Here is a 14,883-nt window from a genome sequence, read left to right on the forward strand (position 1 = left end):
TAGCGTACACTTGTACGCCGAACAAGTCCGATCAGACATTTTCTGCGGAAATTTGCACCGATGGACTCACATCGTTAAGATCGTGCCACTGCCTGTCAGACGAGTAACTTACGTGAAACAAAACGCTATACAACCCGCCAACCTCGAATTCAACGCTGAGGGTACACCTGTTTCCCGAGATTTTGATGATGTCTATTTTTCTAATGATAACGGACTCGAAGAAACTCGCTATGTTTTCCTCGACGGAAACCAGCTCAGCACCCGCTTCCCGGCGCACCCGCGGAGCCTGTTTGTGGTCGCGGAAAGTGGATTCGGCACCGGGCTGAATTTTTTAACCCTCTGGCAGGCGTTTAACCAGTTCCACGCTGCTCACCCCGAGGCTACGCTACAAAGATTACATTTCATCAGTTTCGAAAAATTCCCGCTCACCGCGCACGATCTGCGGCTTGCCCACCAGCGCTGGCCGGAGCTTGCGCCCTGGGCGGAGCAGCTTCAGGCGCAGTGGCCGCCCCACATAGGCGGCTGTCACCGTCTGATGCTGGACGGCGGACGCGTCACGCTGGACTTATGGCTCGGCGACATCAACGACCTGACCGACAGGCTCGATGATTCGATGAATCAGAAGGTCGACGCGTGGTTTCTGGACGGTTTTGCCCCTGCCAAAAACCCGGACATGTGGAGCCAGCATCTGTTTAACGCGATGGCGCGGCTGGCGCGCCCTGGGGCTACCCTTGCCACCTTCACCTCGGCGGGCTTTGTCCGCCGTGGGTTGCAGGAGGCAGGCTTTACCATGCAGAAGACCAAAGGCTTTGGCCGCAAGCGCGACATGCTGGTCGGCAGGATGGAGCAGACGCTGGACATCCCCGCTCAGACGCCCTGGTTTGCGCGCCGCGCGAGCGCATCGCGCGACGTGGCGATCGTTGGCGGTGGGATCGCCAGCGCCCTGCTCTCGCTCGCGCTTCTCCAGCGCGGCTGGCAGGTCACGCTCTACTGTGCTGACGACGCGCCCGCCAGCGGCGCGTCCGGCAACCGTCAGGGGGCGCTCTATCCGCTTTTAAGCGCGCACGACCCGGCCCTGTTCCAGTTTTTCCCGGCAGCGTTTACCTTCGCCCGTCGCCTGTATGACGCGCTTCCGGTGGCGTTCGACCATGACTGGTGCGGCGTTACGCAGCTTGGCTGGGATGAAAAGAGCCAGCAGAAGATCGCGCAGATGCTCTCTCTGGGTCTGCCTGACGAGATTGCCCGCGCGGTGAGCGCGCAAGAGGTGAAAGACACCGCTGGCGTGGAAACCGGGTGTGGAGGCATTCAGTATCCGCTCGGCGGCTGGCTGTGCCCGGCTGAACTGACCGCGGCGGTCATTGCCCTGGCGCAGTCGCGAGGGCTGACGGTGCAGTATGGCCACAAGGTGGAATCGCTCACCCGGACAGAACGCTGGGATCTGCGTTTCGCTGATGGCAGGGAGGCGAGCCATGCCAGCGTTGTGCTGGCCAACGGGCATCACATCAGCCAGTTTATTCAGACAGCGACGTTGCCGGTTTATCCGGTCGGCGGCCAGGTGAGCCATATCCCGACCGCGCCTGCGCTCGGCAAACTGCGTCAGGTGCTGTGCTATGACGGCTATCTGACGCCGCAAAATCCCTCTAACGGCCATCACTGCATCGGGGCCAGCTATCATCGTGGCGAAACGGAGATGCACTACAGCGAGGCGGATCAGTTGCAGAACCGCCAGCGCCTGATTGACTGTTTCCCGGATGCAGCGTGGGCGAAAGAGGTCGACGTTAGCGAGGGTGACGCGCGCTGCGGCGTGCGCTGCGCCACCCGCGATCATCTGCCGATGGCGGGCAACGTGCCGGACTACGAGGCGACGCTTGCGGCCTATGAGGATCTGGCTGAACACCAGGAAACCGCGGTGGCCTCACCGGTCTATCCAGAGCTGTTTATGCTGGGGGGACTGGGTTCCCGCGGGCTGTGCTCTGCCCCGCTGCTGGCTGAAGTGTTAGCCGCGCAAATGAGCGACGAGCCGATTCCGCTGGACAGGGTCACGCTTGCGGGTCTGAACCCGAATCGATTGTGGGTACGGAAACTGCTGAAGGGGAAGAAGGTTAAGTAAGGTGCGGCCTGGTGCCCTCACCCTAACCCTCTCCCACAGGGAGAGGGAAGAGAAGGCGGCGGCTTAGCGTTTAGCCTGCTGGAACAGGTTGTCCCACATGCCCAGCACTAAAGACTGGTCTCGCGGAGAGAGCTCCCCGGCCTGAATGGCTTTCTCCAGACTGCGGGCCACTTCAGCGTGAACGGCGTCGGCAGAGTGATCGTCACCTGCTTCCAGCTCAGCTACCGCGAGCGTCAGGTGACCACGCAGATAACCGCTGGCGAACAGCTCATCATCGCTGGCGTGTTCCACCATGTCATCAATTAACGCCAGAATGCGTGATTCAAATTCTGCGATCATCTTCTTTCCTCTGTTAAAGATCTTCCGGCCAAGGGAAGCATTCCGCCGTGATCACCGGCGTGTGGTAATAATTCTGTAAGGCCTCAATCAGGCGCGCCGGACGTTCCGGGATGCCTTTCTCAAGATAGTCCATCACCTGCGCATGCACGCGGCGCTGGAAGACGATACGGTCTGGCTCGAAGTCGCCTTCGAGGTTGTCACAGCTCACGTTGAACGGGAAACCCGCCGCGACGCAGAATAGCCATTCCAGCGCCTGCGGCTTCACTTCCACATCCTCAAACTGGCCCTGCGTTGCGGCGTCACGCCCGTCCGGGCAGTACCAGTAACCAAAGTCCACCAGCTCGCGACGCGCTTTTCCGGCGATGCACCAGTGCGAAATTTCGTGCAAACCGCTGGCGTAAAAGCCGTGCGCAAAGACGATGCGGTTATACGGAACCTCTGCATCAGCAGGAAGATAGATCGGTTCGTCGTCGCCTTTAATCAGACGGGTATTAAAATCGTCAGCAAAACAGCCGTCAAAAATCTCAATCAGCTGTTCGTATTTATGCGTACTGTTCATTAATGCATCCCCAACCAGGTGAGGATCTCCTGTCCATGGCTGTCATAAAGAAGTTTGGCGCTCATTACGGCCGAGACGATGACGATCATCGGTCGAATCAGCTTTTGTCCTTTGCTTAACACCAGACGCGAACCCGCGCGCGCGCCCAGGAACTGCCCTGCCATCATGACGAATCCGGTTGCCCAGATGACCTTGCCGCCAATGATAAACAGCAGCAGACCGCCGAGGTTCGACGTCGCGTTGAGCACTTTGGCATGAGCGGTCGACTTGGCGAGGTTAAACCCGGCCAGCGTCACGAACGCCAGCGCGTAAAACGAGCCCGCCCCCGGGCCGAAGAAACCGTCGTAAAAGCCGACGCAGCCCCCGGCAATCAGGGCAAACGGCAGACCGTGCAGACGACGCTGGCGGTCTTCCTCGCCGAGCTTCGGCATCAGCAGGAAATAAAGCCCGATGCAGATGACCAGAACCGGCAGGATCTGGCGCAAAATATCCGACTGCACGTGCTGAACCAGCAGCGCGCCCGACGTGGAACCAATAAAGGTCATCAGGATATTGAGCTTCTGGTCGGCCAGGCTCACCACCTTGCGGCGGATAAAATAGAGCGACGCTGAGAGCGAGCCGCCGCAGGCCTGCAGCTTGTTGGTGGCAAGCGCCTGCGCCGGGCTCATGCCCGCCGCCAGCAGCGCGGGTACGGTTAATAACCCACCGCCGCCCGCAAGGGCATCAATAAAACCGGCCAGCATGGCCACGAAGAAAAGAACCACCAGCAGCAGCGGTGACACCATAAACAGATCGACGAAATTATCCATTAAAGTACATGCTCATCCAGTAGCGCCTGGCAGGAAGGCGGCAACGGAGGCGGTGTCTTCTTCTCAGGCTTAGAGGTTCCAGGTTTTGCCGGTTCAAACCAGCTTTGCAGTTCCGCACCGCAGCCATCGCCTGGCGGCGGGAGCGGCTGATCTTCACATTCGAGGCTGTTCGCCGGGCAGCGCAGGCGAACGTGCATGTGCGCGCGATGCTGGAACCAAGGGCGCACTTTGCGCAGCCAGTCACGGTCCGTTCCGGCATCCAGGCAGAGCTGCTGCTTGATGGCCGGGTTGACGAAAATCCGCGTGACGTCGTTATCTTCTGCCGCCAGCTTGATCATGCTGGAGACCTCCCGCGTCCACAGGGACGGCACAACGCGCTTGCCGTCGCTCGCCACCAGATCCAGCGCCTGCGGCTTCAGCAACTGGGCAGACGTCCAGCGCGCTTTCGGCAACTGCAGGAAGATATCAACATCCAGCCCGGTCTGATGACTGGCGTGTCCACCGTTAAAACGCCCGCCGGCAGGCATCCCCATATCACCGATCAGCATCGTGCCCAGCCCCAGGTTATGCACCTGGTTGCCAAGACGCTGAATAAACAGCACCAGATCCGGGTGGCCAAAATAGCGACGCTGGTCGGTACGCATCACCTGATAGGTGTCTGATTGCAGTGGAAGTTCCTGCGCGCCGACGATACAGCCGTTGGAAAAGGCGCCGATGGACTGCGCGCTCCCCGCCACCGGGTGGGTGATTTTTTGCCATGGCGTCGCGGCCAGACTGGCTCCACTGGCCAGCAGCGCCAGCAGAGCAATTGCGGTTTTTTTCATGTTTACCAGCGTGGAATGGTGGTCGTCACATCCGCATTCTGCGCGCGCTGGCGCAGGAAGTGATCCATCAGCACGATCGCCAGCATCGCCTCTGCGATCGGCACCGCGCGGATCCCCACGCACGGATCGTGACGTCCTTTGGTGATCATCTCAACTTCTTCGCCATCGCGGTTAATCGTGTGGCCCGGCACGGTAATGCTGGAGGTTGGCTTCAGCGCGATGTTGGCAATAATCTGCTGCCCGCTGCTGATACCGCCCAGAATGCCGCCCGCGTGGTTGCTCTGGAAGCCCGCTTTCGTGATCTCGTCGCGATTCTGGCTGCCGCGCAGGGATACCACGTCAAAACCGTCGCCAATCTCAACGCCCTTCACCGCGTTGATGCTCATCAGCGCGTGGGCGATGTCGGCGTCGAGACGGTCAAATACCGGCTCGCCCCAGCCTGGCGGGACGCCGTCGGCCACCACGGTCACTTTCGCCCCGATGGAGTCGCCCTCTTTTTTCAGGCCCCGCATCAGTTCGTCCAGCGCATCCAGCTTGTCGGCATCGGCACAGAAGAACGGGTTTTGCTCGACCAGATCCCAGTCTTTGATCGCCAGCGGAATGTCGCCCATCTGGGTCAGACAGCCGCGGATAACGATGCCAAATTTCTGCTGCAGGTATTTTTTGGCAATGGCACCCGCCGCCACGCGCATCGCGGTTTCACGCGCAGAAGAACGTCCGCCGCCGCGATAGTCGCGGAAGCCGTACTTTTGTTCGTAGGTATAGTCGGCATGGCCCGGACGGAACACGTCTTTGATGGCGCCGTAGTCCTGGGAGCGCTGATCGGTGTTTTCAATCAGCAGACCAATGCTGGTGCCTGTAGTGCGTCCTTCAAAGACGCCGGAGAGAATTTTGACCTGGTCCGGCTCGCGACGCTGCGTGGTGTAGCGAGAGGTGCCCGGACGACGACGGTCGAGGTCGTGCTGTAAATCAGCTTCGGTCAGTTCGATGCCTGGCGGTACGCCATCAACGATACAGCCCAGCGCCAGCCCGTGCGACTCGCCAAAGGTGGTCACGCGGAATACCTGTCCAATACTGTTTCCTGCCATCACGGCTCCGATGTTGTTGTTTGTGTTTGAGCGTTGTGAAACGGGCCGAAGCCCGCTGGATTAATCTTTATAGATGCTAAAGTGTTCGCGCGCGTCGAGCAGCTGCGCTTTGGTCAGCATAAAGACGCCGTCACCGCCGTTATCGAACTCAAGCCAGGTGAACGGCACATCCGGGTACTGCTCTATCAGATGTACCATGCTGTTGCCCACTTCACAAATCAGAACGCCGTCGTCGGTCAGATAATCCGGCGCGCAGGCCAGAATGCGGCGGGTCAGCTTCAGGCCGTCAGATCCTGACGCCAGACCCAGCTCCGGCTCGTGACGGTATTCGTTCGGCAGATCGGACATGTCTTCCGCATCGACGTACGGCGGGTTGGTGACGATCAGATCGTACTGCAGCGTCGGCAGATCGCGGAACAGATCGGAGCGAATTGGCGTGACGTGATGGATCAGTCCATGCTCTTCAATGTTGTGCTCGGTCACGGCCAGCGCATCGGTGGAGATATCGACGGCATCGACTTCCGCTTCCGGGAAGGCGTAAGCGCAGGCAATCGCGATACAGCCGCTGCCGGTACACATATCCAGGATGTGCTGCGGCTGATGGCCGATCAGGCCTTCAAAGTGGTTGTTAATCAGCTCACCAATCGGCGAGCGCGGCACCAGCACGCGTTCATCGACATAGAACTCGTGACCGCAGAACCAGGCTTTGTTGGTCAGGTAGGCGACCGGGATGCGTTCGTTGACGCGGCGGATCACGCGCTCAACGATGCGGTGTTTTTCGCTGGAGGTCAGTCGCGCGGTGCGCATGTCTTCCGGAATATCCAGCGGCAGATAGAGTGATGGCAGCACCAGCTGCACGGCCTCATCCCACGGGTTGTCGGTACCGTGTCCGTACCAGATATTGGCGGCGCTGAAGCGGCTAACCGACCAGCGCAACATGTCCTGTATGGTATGCAGCTCGTTTACTGCTTCATCGACAAATATTTTATCCACTCTTTCCTCCAGGGCATGCTCGCATAATTTTCGGCGGCTAGTTTGCCATGAAGACGGCGATAAATCAGCAATGACGCGTACCGCTTGAGGTTAAAAAATGCGTTTAGTCGGGTACACTATCGGAAATACGAGATGAGAATGACGAATGAAAAAGAAAACATCGCTCAGCGAGGAGGATCAGGCGCTCTTCCGCCAGCTAATGACCGGGACGCGGAAAATCGCGCAGGACACCATCGTTCATCGCCCGCAGCGTAAAAAAATCAGCGAAGTCCCGGTCAAACGGCTGCTGCAGGAGCAGGCGGATAACAGCCACTATTTTTCAGATGAATTTCAGCCGCTGCTCAATACTCAGGGTGCGGTGAAGTACGTGCGCGAAGACGTCAGCCATTTTGAACTGAAAAAGTTACGTCGCGGAGATTATTCGCCGGAGCTGTTTCTCGATCTGCATGGTTTAACGCAGATGCAGGCAAAACAGGAGCTGGGGGCATTGATCGCCGCCTGTCGCCGCGAACATGTTTTTTGCGCCTGCGTGATGCACGGCCACGGTAAGCATATCCTCAAGCAACAGACGCCGCTGTGGCTGGCTCAGCATCCACACGTGATGGCGTTTCATCAGGCACCCAAAGAGTACGGCGGAGATGCCGCATTGCTGGTGTTGATTGAAGTGGAAGAGTGGCAGCCGCCAGAATTACCCTGACAGGACGGCGGGAGGCCTGTTTTGCGCCCCCGCACAATCACACGTCACGTCAGATGGCTTTTGCCATCCTCAGGTTGCACGGACTCATTTGCCAGTTAAAGACACCTTTACCCGTTTCGTCCAGAGACACATTGGCAATGGCGGATGTCGTGAACATCGGCGGCGTTTCGCCCGGGCACAGCTCAGATACCAGATAGCCAACCAGTGGTAGGTGGGAAATGACCAGCGCGGACGCAACACCTTCATTGCACAGCGCCTGAAGATAGGCACTGACAAGGCCTACATCGCCACAGGGGGTGAGTTCAGGAAGAACATCCACGCTGGCAGGCAGGTTCATGCACTCCCCTACCACCTCCAGCGTCTGTTCAGCACGCAGGAACGGACTCACCAGAACACGTTCGATGTCCACTTTTTGACCTTTAAGCCAGGTCGCCATCTGACGAGATTCGTCGCAGCCACACACGGTCAAAGGACGTACTGAGTCACTGGCGGCATCGAGTGCCGCGTCGCCGTGACGCATGATAAAAACTTGCATATTGCACCGCTTTTGTTAACCAGAATCACCGGCGTTAACTACCCGCGATAAATGCTGAGAGGTAGAAAACCCGATGGCCGGGCATTGTGCCTGATCCATTCGGTGAATGAAACGCTGTTTTTTACCTCAATGGCGTAAGTATAGTCAATCTCTGTTTACAAAATCGCCAGAACAGGTTCATTCACTTCAGGATTTACCCTTCTTTGACCTCAGCTTACGAGGACAGTTTCCCTTGCAGGCCAAAATGTCTGGCCCCGTTCCGCCATCTGCAATAATTCGTCACACGGTGTAAAGCGTGGACCATATTGCGAAGCCAGACGTTGCAGGATAGCAACCACTTCACCCGCGCCGAGCATATCCATGTAACGGAACGGGCCGCCAAGGAACGGCGGGAAACCAATGCCAAATACCGCGCCGATGTCGCCATCGCGCGCGCTTTTGATTACCTGCTCACCAAAGCAGCGCGCCGCTTCATTGAGCATCATCATCACGCAGCGTTCAGCGCACTGAACGGCGGACAGTTTTCCCTGACCGGTGGTCGAAATAAGCCCATAAACCGAAGGGTCGACCTGTTTCTTGCTTTTACGCCCTTTCGCGCCGTAAAGATAGAAACCGCGTTCATTTTTTCTGCCTTTGCGATCGTCCTTCAAAATTGCAGAAACAATGTTTGCAGGCGGGCTAAAACGATCGCCATAAGCCGCCTCCAGTACAGGTATAATTTTAGTGCCGGTGTCTATTCCCACCTCATCCAAAAGTTGGATTGGGCCCACGGGGAAACCAAACTTTACCAGCGCCTCGTCGACGTGCTCGATCTTCTCGCCTTCCGTCAGCAGCCGCATGGCTTCATTAATGTAGGGCGCCAGAATGCGGTTGACGTAGAAGCCAGCTTTGTCGGCGACCACGATCGGCGTTTTACCCTGCTTCTTCGCAAGTTTGACTACCGTGGCGATGGTTTGCGGGCTGGTGGTCGCATGTGGAATAACTTCCACCAGCGGCATTTTTTCTACCGGGCTAAAGAAGTGCAGTCCGATCACCTGCTCCGGACGCGCGGCTTTCGCCGCGATATCGCTAATCGGTAATGACGACGTGTTAGAGGCAAAAATGGTGTGCGGGGCGCAATGCTGCTCAACGTCTGCCACCATCTGCTGCTTAAGCGCCAGATCCTCAAACACGGCTTCAATCACCAGATCGCGGTGCGCAAAACCGCTGTAATCCGTCGTACCGGAGATCATCGCCAGGGTTTTATCACGTTCGCTTGCCTTGATATGGCGGCGCTTGACCTTTTGATCAAGGTTCTGCCAGCTGTACTGCAGCGCGTGGTTGATTCCCTTAGGATTAATGTCTTTGATGCGTACAGGCAATTTGCCTTTGCTTGCGGTAACAAAAGCGATACCGCCGCCCATAAGCCCCCCACCCAGCACGCCAATGGCACGCAGCGGCGCAGGCGATGCCTCGCTGCCCGGGTCTTTTTTCACCTCAGTGCTGGCGAAGAAGATGCTGCGTAGCGCCTGTGACTGGGGCGTCATCGCCAGTTCGCCAAAGGCTTTGGCCTCCGCGGCATAGCCGCTGCTGCTGCCCTGCGACAGCCCGGTTTCGATCACGTCCAGGATCCGCTTTGCTGCCGGGTAATTGCCTTTGGTCTTTTGTTCGGTCTTTTTGCCCACCATGTTGAACAGGAGCGTTCTGCCCAGCGGGCCGGCCAGCACGCGCTCGCGAACCGGCAGAGGACGTCTTGCCTGACGCCCTTTCAGCGCAAGCTCAACGGCGGCCTCCAGCAAAATGGACTGTGGCACGACGTCATCGACCAGACCGGCTTTCAGCGCCTGACGGGCACGCAGCTGTTTACCGGTTAAGATCATCTCCAGCGCCGTGCTGACGCCCACCAGGCGCGGCAGACGTTGCGTTCCGCCGGAGCCAGGCAGCAGCCCCAGCTGCACTTCCGGTAGGCCCAGAATGGTTTTCGGATCGTCGGTACATATACGGCTATGGCAGGCCAGCGCCAGCTCCAGCCCACCGCCCAGACACGCCCCGTGAATCGCGGCGATAACCGGGATCGGCAGGCTGTTGATCTCCGCCATCACCTGCTGGCCCTGACGCGCCAGCTCTTCGGCCTCCAGCGCGCTTTGTGCCCGGGCGATCATGTTGATATCCGCCCCGGCTATAAAGTTGTCGGGTTTGGCAGAGATAAACACCAGGCCGCGAATGGCTTTATTGTCGCGGATCTGCTTTAGCATCGCGCGCACCTGAACGCCAAATTCAGCCTTCAGGGTATTCATCTTTTCATCAGGCACATCAATAGTGATAACGGCCACGTTATCGAGGCGAACCGTCAGATTAAATGCAGATGGCATATCCATTATTCAGCCTCCAGAACCATTGCTGCGCCAAGGCCGCCCGCCGCACAGGCGGTTACAAGGCCAAACCCGCCGCCACGGCGACGGAGTTCATGTAATGTTTGCGTGATCATTCGCGCGCCGGTGGCGGCAAACGGATGACCGTAGGCGATAGAACCGCCCAGCACGTTGAATTTACTCTGATCCACTTCGCCTGTGGCATGGGCGCGGCCCAGCACATCGCGTGCGAAACGCTCGCTTGCCAGCAGCTGGACGTTTGCCAGGGTTTGTGCGGCAAACGCTTCGTGCATATCAATCAGGGTTAAATCAGCCAGCGTCAGCCCCGCGCGATCCAGCGCCAGCGGCGTGGACCACGCGGGACCTAACAGCATGTCCTGCCAGACGTCAATGGCGGTAAAGGCGTAGCTGCGTAAATAGCCCAGGGGAGTAATGCCCAGCTCCTTCGCACGGGATTCGGTCATCAGGATCACGGCGGCAGCCCCGTCCGTCAGCGGCGTACTGTTCGCCGCCGTCACGGTGCCGTGCTTGCGGTCAAACGCCGGGCGCAGTTTGGCGTAATCCGCCAGCGTTGAGGTGCCGCGAATATTGTTATCTTCCACAAGCGGTTCGCGATAGGGCGGAATGTAGGCGGTCATGACCTCGTCGGTCAGCTTACCTTCCGACCAGGCTTTTGCCGCAAGCTGATGCGAGCGATGCGCCAGCGCATCCTGCTGTTCACGGGTAATGCCGTAGGTTTTCGCCATCTGCTCGGCGGTATCGCCCATGCGCAGGCCGGTGGAATATTCCGCTACGGCAGGAGGGACAGGCATCAGATCGCGCAGACGTAAACGCGAGAAGAGTTTGAGCTTCTGACCCGTCGTGCGGGCTTTGTTGGCATCGACCAGGATACGCGCCAGCTTTTTACTGACCCCAATCGGCAGTACCGAAGAGGAGTCCGCTCCACCCGCTATCCCGGCGCGAATGGTACCCGCCATCAGACTTTCGGCGACGTTCGCCACGGCCTGGAAACTGGTTGCGCAGGCGCGGCTGACGCTGTAGGCGTCGGTATGAACATTCATCCCGGTACCGAGGACGATTTCCCGCGCGATGTTGGGGGCTTCAGGCATCTGCACGACCTGGCCAAAAACCAGCTGTTCGATGACCTCCGGCGGAATTTCGCTGCGAGCCAGCATCTCCCCCACTACCATTTTCCCCAGGTCGACGGCCGGTATGCCATGGAACGCCGTTGCCTGACGCGCAAATGGCGTGCGCAATCCACTGACGATGGCAATGCGATCGCCCTGACGGGTAATAAGCGGTAATGCCTGACTCATAACACTCCCCTGTAAAAAAAATTTTCGCAAACGCAAAGTGGTCTGACCTGATAATAGTCTTAACCATTTTTTTACATTCAGCCAATCGGGGAAACGAAAAAATGCGAGCTAAAACACAGAGAAGAAAAAGAAAATGCCCCTGCATGGCAGGGGCATTTGTGCGGTATGTTGCCGGGTGGCGGCGTTGCCTTACCCGGCCTACACGATCGTAGGCCCGTGCAAGCGAAGCGCCGCCGGGCAAAAAGGATTAACGCAGACCCAGCTGGAAAATCAGCGTTTCTGCTTCGCAAGCGAAAACAAAGTCGATGTCCAGCTTCACGCCGCCTTCCACTTCGGTAAAGGTCGACTTGATTTCACACGGATCGGATTCAACATCACGCGCACGCTTGCTCAGCGCGGCCAGGGTCTCTTCCGCTTCGGCGCGGTTGGTGAACACACGGCTGTAAGACGCGGTGCAATCGGTGTTGTCCATGATGGTCCCAACATCCATACAGCAGCAAACCGGGGTTTCATCAGCACTGCATTTACTCATAGCTCAATTTCCTCTGTATTCGCGCAGCGCGCGAGATAAACACGATGCTGCTATTTTACGCCCCGGCTCGGGCTCTCTCCAGCCGTTAATGGCGCAAAATCGGATAAGTGACCAATATCACACTAAAAAATGATCTAAAACAAAAACCACCCTTTTGGGTGAGTCGCGATGGTCACAATTTTGCCAACCAGATCTCGTTTCACGAAACATGTTTGAAAATATTAATAAACAAACTTGCAACATTCGGGCTGGTCGGACCTATACTCTGGCCACTGGTCTGATTTGTCTGTCATACCTCAGACCCTACACTTCGCGCTCCTGTTACGGTATGTAACAATTATTGAATAAAAATAACTCAATGAGGTTATGGTCATGAGCCAGAAAACCCTGTTCAACAAGACTGCGCTGGCAGTCGCAGTGGCACTCGTCTCCACTTCCGCATGGTCAGCGGGCTTTCAGTTAAACGAATTTTCTTCCTCTGGCCTTGGCCGCGCGTATTCGGGGGAAGGTGCGATTGCGGATGATGCGGGTAACGCGAGTCGTAACCCCGCATTGATAATGATGTTTGATCGTCCGACCTTCTCTGCCGGTGCGATTTTCGTTGATCCGGGCGTTGATATTACGGGCCGTTCACCTACCGGTGCCAGTCTGAATTCAGATAACATCGCGCCAACGGCGTGGGTGCCAAACCTGCACTTCGTCGCGCCAATCAATGACCAGTTTGGCTGGGGTGCCTCCGTGACCTCTAACTACGGTTTAGCGACCGAGTTTAGTGATAACTATGCCGCAGGGGCGTTTGGCGGTAAAACCGACCTGGAAACTCTGAACCTCAACCTGAGTGGTGCTTACCGTCTGGATAACCACTGGAGCTTTGGCGTTGGCTTTGATGCTGTGTATGCCAAAGCGAAAATCGAACGTTACGCGGGTGACCTGGGCAAAGTCGTTGCTGGCTCAGGTGCACTGCCGCCTGCTCTGGCGCGTCAAGTTGCGGGCATCCCGGCAGACACTCAGATCGCTTATCTGAAGGGTGATGAGTGGGGCTTTGGCTGGAACGCTGGCATCCTGTATGAACTTGATAAAAACAACCGTTACGGATTTACCTATCGTTCCGAAGTTAAAATCGATTTCGATGGCGATTATAAGAGTAGCCTGCCTTCTGCCTATAACCAAATCCTCGGCAACTTCGGCTTGCCGATGGGTACCAACGGCAGCACCACTGGCGGTTCTCTGAGCCTGCACCTGCCGGAAATGTGGGAACTGTCAGGTTATAACAAAGTGGCACCGCAGTGGGCAATTCACTATAGCCTAACCTATACCAGCTGGAGCCAGTTCCAGGAACTGAAAGCAACCAACAGCAAGGGCGACACGCTCTTCTATAAAGATGAAAGCTTCAGAGACGCTTACCGCATCGCGCTGGGGACCACCTACTATATGGATGATAACTGGACGTTCCGTACCGGTATTGCCTTCGATGACAGCCCGGTACCTGCCGACAAGCGTTCCATCTCTATTCCGGATCAGGACCGTTTCTGGCTGAGCGCAGGTGCTACTTATGCCTTCAACAAGGATGCCTCAATTGACGCCGGTATCTCTTATATGCACGGTCAAAAAGTTTCCTTCAAAGAAGGCCCGTATGAGTTCTCTTCCGAAGGTAAAGCCTGGCTGTATGGTATGAACTTCAACTACGCGTTCTAATCGTACTGGAATCAAAAAAGGTGAGCATTGCTCACCTTTTTTATTTACTCCGAATCGATATCTTTTAGTTCGTTTTCGATAGCCTTCGCGTTTGGATTCTCTTCCGGCTTCAGCTTACCGCCGTTGGCAATAAAGTCATGATTCTGGAAGTACGCTTCACGCACCATAATGTACGGGTCAGAAGACTGGCGCAGCAGACCGTCAGAGTCGAGCAGTTGCGCACGGGTTTCAATCCCTTCCACCGTCCATTTACCTACCGACAGCGGCCAGGTCAGCCACGACAGAACCGGATACAGCGTATCGACCATATCACCGCCATCATCACGCACGGTGAAGCTGCCATAGAACGGCAGATGAACGTAAGGGCCGTAGCCGACACCATAATGCCCCAGCGTACTACCAAAACGGTGCGGCTGTTCACGCTGCAGTTTCGGGTTCGCCATGCCAGCGACGTCAATAAAGCCGCCCATCCCCAGAATAGAGTTCAGGAAGAAGCGGGTAAAGTGCACCATCCCCTGATACGGGTCGCCCTGCAGGAAGTAGTTCACCATTACCGCAGGCTCTTCGAGGTTGCTGGTAAAGTTACTTAACCCGTTACGCGCGGGTTGTGGAACATAATCGCGCCATGCCACTGCCACCGGGCGAACCACATACGGGTCCAGCACGTTGTAGTTAAAGCTATACATGGAGCGGTTAAATCCTTCGAGAGGATCGGAGCGTCCCGTTTGCTCCCCGGAGCTGGCGCAGCCCACAAGCATCGTCGCGCCCAGCGCAAGCGCCGACAGCCGAAGTTTCATAAATATCTCCCTGTTCAGTATGGCTATCGTTGATTGCCATCCGTAACGGAGCCGTTGACGCTCCGTCTGTAAACGTGCAAGCGATTGTAACAGCACGTTTACCGATGTCTATGAGCACAATTACGGGCAGTAACCACCGTGACTCTGATCTCAGCATAGCCTGGCTTTTGGAATTCGTTTCGCTGGCAATTTTATAATGTCTTTGAAAGAGATGTATCACCTTTGTTGTCATTGCCGC

Annotated in this window: 14 protein-coding genes; 3 read left to right on the top strand and 11 right to left on the bottom strand. The window is 57.0% G+C overall.

From position 1 onward, the window contains the following. Positions 1 to 112 precede the first annotated feature (112 nt). On the top strand, positions 113 to 2,110 hold the full coding sequence (gene mnmC / locus ABFV38_RS15545; protein WP_348957531.1) for a bifunctional tRNA (5-methylaminomethyl-2-thiouridine)(34)-methyltransferase MnmD/FAD-dependent 5-carboxymethylaminomethyl-2-thiouridine(34) oxidoreductase MnmC: 1,998 nt from the start codon (positions 113 to 115) through the stop codon (positions 2,108 to 2,110). A 63-nt stretch (positions 2,111 to 2,173) separates the two neighbouring features. Here the strand turns inward: mnmC and ABFV38_RS15550 are convergent, their stop codons facing one another. From ABFV38_RS15550 to prmB, 6 genes are read right to left on the bottom strand one after another with little or no spacing between them, the layout of a single operon-like run. Beyond that, positions 2,174 to 2,449 (bottom strand): YfcL family protein, encoded by a 276-nt coding sequence (locus ABFV38_RS15550; RefSeq protein ID WP_167211729.1) that lies wholly within the window; start codon positions 2,447 to 2,449, stop codon positions 2,174 to 2,176. Positions 2,450 to 2,462: 13 nt separating this feature from the next. Then, positions 2,463 to 3,008: an elongation factor P hydroxylase gene (locus ABFV38_RS15555; RefSeq protein ID WP_048029666.1), complete on the bottom strand. Its 546-nt coding sequence runs from the start codon at positions 3,006 to 3,008 to the stop codon at positions 2,463 to 2,465. Beyond that, positions 3,008 to 3,817, bottom strand: coding sequence for a sulfite exporter TauE/SafE family protein (locus ABFV38_RS15560; protein WP_045908744.1), 810 nt, complete (start codon positions 3,815 to 3,817; stop codon positions 3,008 to 3,010). The genes ABFV38_RS15555 and ABFV38_RS15560 overlap by 1 nt, the downstream gene beginning before the upstream one ends. Further along, on the bottom strand, positions 3,817 to 4,641 hold the full coding sequence (gene mepA, locus ABFV38_RS15565) for a penicillin-insensitive murein endopeptidase (RefSeq protein ID WP_023336439.1): 825 nt from the start codon (positions 4,639 to 4,641) through the stop codon (positions 3,817 to 3,819). Before mepA ends, ABFV38_RS15560 begins: the two co-directional genes overlap by 1 nt. Before the next feature lie 2 nt (positions 4,642 to 4,643). Continuing rightward, positions 4,644 to 5,729 carry a chorismate synthase gene (aroC, locus tag ABFV38_RS15570; protein WP_045908745.1) on the bottom strand — a complete coding sequence of 362 codons (1,086 nt, stop codon included), beginning with the start codon at positions 5,727 to 5,729 and terminating at the stop codon, positions 4,644 to 4,646. 60 nt (positions 5,730 to 5,789) lie between these two features. Then, the gene (gene prmB, locus ABFV38_RS15575; protein WP_008502612.1) at positions 5,790 to 6,722 is read right to left on the bottom strand and encodes a 50S ribosomal protein L3 N(5)-glutamine methyltransferase; all 933 of its coding nucleotides are present in this window, start codon (positions 6,720 to 6,722) and stop codon (positions 5,790 to 5,792) included. A 145-nt stretch (positions 6,723 to 6,867) separates the two neighbouring features. Here prmB and smrB point away from each other — a divergent pair, with 145 nt between their 5' ends. Continuing rightward, on the top strand, positions 6,868 to 7,419 hold the full coding sequence (gene smrB / locus ABFV38_RS15580; RefSeq protein ID WP_008502613.1) for an endonuclease SmrB: 552 nt from the start codon (positions 6,868 to 6,870) through the stop codon (positions 7,417 to 7,419). Positions 7,420 to 7,468: 49 nt separating this feature from the next. Here the strand turns inward: smrB and sixA are convergent, their stop codons facing one another. From sixA to ABFV38_RS15600, 4 genes are all read right to left on the bottom strand, one after another. Beyond that, positions 7,469 to 7,954 (bottom strand): phosphohistidine phosphatase SixA, encoded by a 486-nt coding sequence (gene sixA / locus ABFV38_RS15585; RefSeq protein WP_032623034.1) that lies wholly within the window; start codon positions 7,952 to 7,954, stop codon positions 7,469 to 7,471. 209 nt (positions 7,955 to 8,163) lie between these two features. Beyond that, positions 8,164 to 10,311, bottom strand: a complete 2,148-nt coding sequence (gene fadJ / locus ABFV38_RS15590) for a fatty acid oxidation complex subunit alpha FadJ (protein WP_348957532.1) — start codon at positions 10,309 to 10,311, stop codon at positions 8,164 to 8,166. Continuing rightward, positions 10,311 to 11,621: an acetyl-CoA C-acyltransferase FadI gene (fadI, locus tag ABFV38_RS15595; protein WP_063622185.1), complete on the bottom strand. Its 1,311-nt coding sequence runs from the start codon at positions 11,619 to 11,621 to the stop codon at positions 10,311 to 10,313. The genes fadJ and fadI overlap by 1 nt, the downstream gene beginning before the upstream one ends. Before the next feature lie 247 nt (positions 11,622 to 11,868). Next, the gene (locus tag ABFV38_RS15600) at positions 11,869 to 12,153 is read right to left on the bottom strand and encodes a YfcZ/YiiS family protein (RefSeq protein ID WP_023336445.1); all 285 of its coding nucleotides are present in this window, start codon (positions 12,151 to 12,153) and stop codon (positions 11,869 to 11,871) included. 372 nt (positions 12,154 to 12,525) lie between these two features. Between ABFV38_RS15600 and fadL the strand changes: the two genes are divergently transcribed. Beyond that, positions 12,526 to 13,848 (top strand): long-chain fatty acid transporter FadL, encoded by a 1,323-nt coding sequence (fadL, locus tag ABFV38_RS15605; RefSeq protein WP_048224283.1) that lies wholly within the window; start codon positions 12,526 to 12,528, stop codon positions 13,846 to 13,848. A 44-nt stretch (positions 13,849 to 13,892) separates the two neighbouring features. On the opposite strand, the gene mlaA is transcribed toward fadL, so the two are convergent. Next, positions 13,893 to 14,645 carry a phospholipid-binding lipoprotein MlaA gene (gene mlaA, locus ABFV38_RS15610; RefSeq protein ID WP_023336447.1) on the bottom strand — a complete coding sequence of 251 codons (753 nt, stop codon included), beginning with the start codon at positions 14,643 to 14,645 and terminating at the stop codon, positions 13,893 to 13,895. Positions 14,646 to 14,883: the final 238 nt, after the last annotated feature.

It is taken from the genome of Enterobacter cloacae complex sp. Mu1197, from assembly GCF_040059225.1.
In the GTDB taxonomy this organism is placed as follows: Bacteria; Pseudomonadota; Gammaproteobacteria; order Enterobacterales; family Enterobacteriaceae; genus Enterobacter; species Enterobacter quasiroggenkampii.

Bases quoted from the DNA above. Each gene is read 5' to 3' on its own strand.
- fadJ (WP_348957532.1), bottom strand. From the start codon at position 10,311: ATGGATATGCCATCTGCATTTAATCTGACGGTTCGCCTCGATAACGTG.
- ABFV38_RS15555 (WP_048029666.1), bottom strand. From the start codon at position 3,008: ATGAACAGTACGCATAAATACGAACAGCTGATTGAGATTTTTGACGGC.
- ABFV38_RS15600 (WP_023336445.1), bottom strand. From the start codon at position 12,153: ATGAGTAAATGCAGTGCTGATGAAACCCCGGTTTGCTGCTGTATGGAT.
- fadI (WP_063622185.1), bottom strand. From the start codon at position 11,621: ATGAGTCAGGCATTACCGCTTATTACCCGTCAGGGCGATCGCATTGCC.
- sixA (WP_032623034.1), bottom strand. From the start codon at position 7,954: ATGCAAGTTTTTATCATGCGTCACGGCGACGCGGCACTCGATGCCGCC.
- ABFV38_RS15560 (WP_045908744.1), bottom strand. From the start codon at position 3,817: ATGGATAATTTCGTCGATCTGTTTATGGTGTCACCGCTGCTGCTGGTG.
- smrB (WP_008502613.1), top strand. From the start codon at position 6,868: ATGAAAAAGAAAACATCGCTCAGCGAGGAGGATCAGGCGCTCTTCCGC.
- aroC (WP_045908745.1), bottom strand. From the start codon at position 5,729: ATGGCAGGAAACAGTATTGGACAGGTATTCCGCGTGACCACCTTTGGC.
- mlaA (WP_023336447.1), bottom strand. From the start codon at position 14,645: ATGAAACTTCGGCTGTCGGCGCTTGCGCTGGGCGCGACGATGCTTGTG.
- ABFV38_RS15550 (WP_167211729.1), bottom strand. From the start codon at position 2,449: ATGATCGCAGAATTTGAATCACGCATTCTGGCGTTAATTGATGACATG.
- fadL (WP_048224283.1), top strand. From the start codon at position 12,526: ATGAGCCAGAAAACCCTGTTCAACAAGACTGCGCTGGCAGTCGCAGTG.
- mepA (WP_023336439.1), bottom strand. From the start codon at position 4,641: ATGAAAAAAACCGCAATTGCTCTGCTGGCGCTGCTGGCCAGTGGAGCC.